The organism is Burkholderia sp. E168m23, assembly GCF_016586125.1.
Classification (GTDB): Bacteria; Pseudomonadota; Gammaproteobacteria; order Burkholderiales; family Burkholderiaceae; genus Burkholderia; species Burkholderia orbicola.
Genome location: NZ_BCPP01000539.1, coordinates 1 through 4,884, shown reverse-complemented (window position 1 = coordinate 4,884; position 4,884 = coordinate 1). Strand labels below are relative to the sequence as shown.

General features: G+C 67.6%; 3 protein-coding genes and 1 pseudogene. 2 read left to right on the top strand and 2 right to left on the bottom strand.

Annotation, left to right across the window (positions count from 1 at the left end; translation table 11 throughout):
- Nucleotides 1-1,092, bottom strand: a pseudogene (locus JMF90_RS24165) (trehalase family glycosidase); the annotation flags it as partial.
- A 136-nt stretch (nucleotides 1,093-1,228) separates the two neighbouring features.
- On the bottom strand, nucleotides 1,229-1,858 hold the full coding sequence (locus JMF90_RS24160) for a TetR/AcrR family transcriptional regulator (protein WP_201317095.1): 630 nt from the start codon (nucleotides 1,856-1,858) through the stop codon (nucleotides 1,229-1,231).
- A 424-nt stretch (nucleotides 1,859-2,282) separates the two neighbouring features.
- Here JMF90_RS24160 and JMF90_RS24155 point away from each other — a divergent pair, with 424 nt between their 5' ends.
- On the top strand, nucleotides 2,283-3,671 hold the full coding sequence (locus tag JMF90_RS24155; protein ID WP_012339682.1) for an MFS transporter: 1,389 nt from the start codon (nucleotides 2,283-2,285) through the stop codon (nucleotides 3,669-3,671).
- A gap of 355 nt (nucleotides 3,672-4,026) precedes the next feature.
- Nucleotides 4,027-4,884 (top strand): winged helix-turn-helix domain-containing protein (locus tag JMF90_RS24150; RefSeq protein ID WP_201325513.1); only part of this gene is annotated, 858 nt, incomplete at its 3' end.

The following is a 4,884-nucleotide window of genomic DNA, read 5'->3' as shown; positions in this document are numbered from 1 at the left end:
GTCGCGAGCGTCTTGCCGTCGCCGAACCAGCGCGAGCTGTAGTCCCCAGCCGCTTTCGGCACCCGCGCGCAGGTCGCGGTACACCTCGTTCGCGGGACGGGACGGCACCGACTTCGCGGTCGTCACGTCCTCGAGATACGACTCGTCGCGCGGCGTGTCGCGCGCATCCCAGTAGCGGTTCAGCACGGCGCCGTCAGGCATCGCGACCACGTGGCGCGCCGCCTGCCCGCGCGGCGTCGTGGTTTCGCCCTGCATCCAGTACGCATGCTCCTTGCGCAGCGCCGGCAGGTATTTCTGGTAGACCTTGTCGCCTTCGACCTGCGCGGCGAGCGTGACCATGTACGCGAAGAACGGCGGCTGCGAGCGGCTCGCGTAGTACGTGCGGTTTCCGTTCGGGATGTGTCCGACCGTATCGATCAGGTACGCGAAGTTGTCGAGCATGTCGTCGACGAGATCCTCGCGCCCGGACACCTGCAGCCCGAGCATCGTGAAATAGGTATCCCAGTAGTAGCCTTCGCGGAAGCGGCCGCCCGGCACGACGTACGGCTTCGGCAGCGGAATCAGCGAACTGTACGGCGGCGCCGTGGTGCTCGTGCGCGTGAGCTGCGGCCACAGCCAGTCGATGTGCTCGCGCAGCGTCTGGTTCGGCGGCGGCGTCACGCCGCCTGCCGGGGGCGGCGTGAAATGCTGGTCGACGAACGCCTTCAGCGAGAAGCCCGGCTGCGATTTCTGTTGCTGATACAACTGCACGATCGTCGCGGGGTCGGTATCGGGCGTGGCGTCGACGAAGGTCTTCTGGTCGGGATAGAGCTGCGCGGTCTGCACCGCGACGAACAGGTCGCCGTAGAGCTGGCTCGGCGGTGGCAGCAGCGTGCCCGACGCGGGAGCCGGCGCGGCTGCGGTGGTGGCCAGCAGCGCGGACTGGCTGGCCGCTTGCGCGGCGGCCTGGTTCGCATTGTCGGCCTGCGCGGCGCAGCCGGCGACGGCGAGATAGGCGATGGCCAGTGCGGCGGCCCAGCGCAGACGCGGCGCGGGCGGTGACTGACGCGACGGGAAGCGAGATGCAAGCGGTGCGGCACGACGTGACGTCATGGCGTGTCCCCTCCTTTCGTTGGTGAGTGGATCGGCACGAGGTCTCGTTCGCGCGCGCGTTCGTCTCGATGGCCTTCGATCGATACGCGTCATGTTGTGGTGCGAGTGGGTCCGACTGTCGCACGAAACATGCATGTCAAGCAAGTTTGGGTTCGCGCGACTCCCGGAGATAACCGCGCACCGCCCGCCACGCACGCGCTTCGAGCGCGTTCGCATCGGTTTCGCCGCGCGCGCCCGCCGCATCGACGATGCCTTTCACGATCGCGAGCAGATCGTGCGCGACCACGTCGGGCGCGGCGACGCGCGGCGCATCGCGCAACCGGAGCGCATGCAGCAAGGTTGCGTGGATGCGATCCGCGACCCGCTCGGTGCGCGCACCGAGCGGCAACCGCGCCTCTTCGAAATCGATCAGCCGCGCGAGCACCGGCCGGCGCATCTGGTGCGCGACGGCCCCGCGCACCAGCGCGCGCAGCACGTCGTCGCAGGACGACAGCGCGGCCGCCCGGTCGACGTCGTCGAGCAGATGCGCACTCTCGCGCTCGACGAGCGCGGCCGTCAGCGCATCGCGGTTCGGGAAGTATTGATAGAGCGAGCCGATGCTCACGCCGGCCAGCGCCGCGACCGCATTCGTCGTGTAACCGGCGAAGCCGTCGCGCTCCAGAATGCGGGCGGCCGCCTCGACGATCGCATCGACGGTGGCCACCGAGCGGCGCTGGCGCGGCGCCTTGCGCGGCGAAAGCGGCATACGCGAGGACGAATCGGACATGGTGGAAAGGTGCGTTCCTAAAATATGAGCAAGCGCTCATATTTTAGGAACGCACCGCCACGCCGTCAAAAGGAATCGACCTGACCGCACCCGCTTCAACACCGTTCGCCGTGTTCGCGCACGCTCGCCACCGAGACCAACGAGTGGCCGGCGCGCCGCGCAACGCGTCGATCCACGGTCGCCGCGCCGACTTCCTGGCGCCCCCGGAAAGCGCGCACACGTTCCGCCACGGCAACGCCGCGCGGTTTGTCGGCCACATGGAGGCAACACGCACGAGCAGCCCGTCGACCGCATGGGCGCAGTCGTTCTTTCCGCACCACCCGCCGGAAAGGACGACTGTTGCAACATGCGGAACAACTGTTGTCGTACGTGACGCAGCGGTCACATTGTGGGCATAATGGCGTCTTTACCGCGCGCCCAGCCCATGTCGCCCGTCTTTCTAGCACCGCTCATCGTTGCCTGTGCGTTGTTCATGGAAAGCGTCGACGCGAACATCATCGTCACCGCCCTGCCTGCGATGGCGAGGGACTTCGGGCACAACCCCGTCACCCTGAACATTGCGATCACGGCCTACGTGGTCGGCCTCGGCGTGTTCATCCCGATCTGCGGCTGGCTCGCCGACCGCTTCAGCGCGCGCGCCGTGTTCCGCACCGCGATCGGCATCTTCGTCGTCGGTTCGCTGATGTGCGCGGCGTCCAACTCCCTCGGCGTGCTCACGTTCGCGCGCTTCATTCAGGGCGTCGGCGGCGCGATGATGGTGCCGGTCGGCCGCATCATCATCTTCCGCGCGGTGCCGCGCGCCGATCTCGTGCGCGCGATGAACTACCTCGCGATTCCCGCGCTGTTCGGGCCCACGGTCGGGCCGCTCGTCGGCGGCTTCATCACGACCTACCTGCACTGGCGGATGATCTTCTTCATCAACGTGCCGATCGGCATCTACGGGATCTACCTCGCGAGCAAGCACATCGCGAACACGCACGAGCCCGATCCGGGCCCGCTCGACTGGTTCGGCTTCCTGCTGTCGGCCAGCGGCGCCGCGCTGCTGCTGATGGGCCTCACGCTGATCGACGGTTCGCTCACGTCGCGCTCGAACGCCATCATCATGTGCGCGGCCGGCGCCGCGATGCTCGCGCTGTACGTGCCGTACGCGCGCCGCAAGGAGCGCCCGGTGCTCGACCTCAGTTTCCTGAAGATCCCGACGTACCACGCGAGCGTCGTCGGCGGGTCGCTGTTTCGCATCGGCCTCGGCGCGGTACCGTTCCTGCTGCCGCTCGCGCTGCAGGAAGGGCTCGGCATGAGCGCGTTCCATTCCGGCCTCATCACGTGCGCGTCCGCGCTCGGCGGCGCGGTCAGCCGCTCGACGGCCACGCATACGCTGCGCCGCTTCGGCTTTCGCACGGTGCTGATCTACAACGCGGCATTCGCGGGCCTCGCGATCGCCGCCTACGGCGTGTTCCATCCCGGCATGGCGACCTGGGCGATCTGGCTGATCGTGCTCGTCGGCGGCATCTTCCCCGCGCTGCAGTTCACGAGTTTGAATTCGATGATCTATGCGGACATTTCGCCGCGCGACGCAGGCCGCGCGACGAGCCTCGGCAGCGTCGTGCAGCAGATGTCGCTCGGCCTCGGCGTGACGGTGGCCGGCCTCGTGCTGCACGTGTCGCACTGGCTCCAGGGCCATCAGGCGATGGTGTGGTCGGATTTCTGGCCGGCATTCCTGGTGGTCGGGCTGTGCTCGTTCGCGTCGATTCCGATCACGCGACAGCTGCCGCCGGGCGCCGGCGACGAAGTCGCGCGCGGCAAGCGGGCATAAGCGGCGGCGCCGCGACATGACCTGTCGCTCGGCGACGGACGAAAACCGGAAAAACAAAAAAATTAGCGAACATCCACACGGGGCCGGTGCACAGCCGCGTGGATGTTCGCTCAGGGCTCCGGGTCTCCCGATGGGGGTTGAGAATCCCGGATTCGCTTCCTGCGTGCCATGGACATATGTGCGTCGGAAGCGGAATCGTTGCGCGCACTTGTCGTCGCGCCATGAACTGCACTATAGGGAAACTTGCGCAACGCATCTGTCAACCATTGTCAGACGCGTGGCAGCCGCGCGTCGCACGCGCGCGCCGCTTTCGCGCTAAAGTGGTTCCCGATCGCCACCCTCGACCGTCCTGCCGATGCTCACGCTCTCGCCCGCCTCTGCCCGCGCCCTGCATCTCGCCGCACAGGGCCTGCTCACGCCGCCCCGCCGCAAGGCGACCAAGGCCGACGTGCTCGACACGATCCGCCGGATGGCGCAGTTGCAGATCGACACCATCCACGTCGTCGCGCGCAGCCCGTATCTCGTGCTGTTCAGCCGCCTCGGCGATTTCTCGCCGCACTGGCTCGACGAACATCTCGCCGAGGCGCGCCTGTTCGAATACTGGTCGCATGAAGCGTGTTTCCTGCCGATCGAGCAGTTCGGGCTGATGCGCTACAAGATGCTCGATCCGTCGGGGATGGGCTGGAAATATGCGGCCGAATGGCACGAGCAGAATCGTCCGGAGATCGAACGGCTGCTTGCGCGGATTCGCGAGGAAGGCCCGGTGCGGTCGGCCGATTTCGCGCGCGAGGACGGCGTGAAGGGCAACGGCTGGTGGGATCGCAAGCCCGAGAAGCGTCACCTGGAAGTGCTGTTCACGACGGGCGACCTGATGGTGTCGGCGCGTCGCAATTTCCAGCGCGTGTACGACGTGCGCGAACGCGTGCTACCCGACTGGGACGATACGCGCGACCTGCCGCCGCGCGAAGCCGTGCTGCCTGCGCTGCTCGACTATACGTGCCGCGCGCTCGGCGTCGTGCGTGCGGACTGGGTGGCCGATTACTATCGGCTGCCGCGCCGTTCGTACCGCGCGGAGCTGGAGCGGCTCGCGGATGCGGGCGACCTGATTCCGGTGCAGATCGACGACTGGAAGGAGCCGGCCTACGTGCACCGCTCGCTCGATGCGCTGCTGCCGGCCGCCGCGGCCGACACGCTGCGCTCGACGGTCACGACG

Coding starts and splice junctions, on each gene's coding strand:
- JMF90_RS24160 (WP_201317095.1), bottom strand. CDS start 1,858: ATGTCCGATTCGTCCTCGCGTATGCCGCTTTCGCCGCGCAAGGCGCCG.
- JMF90_RS24155 (WP_012339682.1), top strand. CDS start 2,283: ATGTCGCCCGTCTTTCTAGCACCGCTCATCGTTGCCTGTGCGTTGTTC.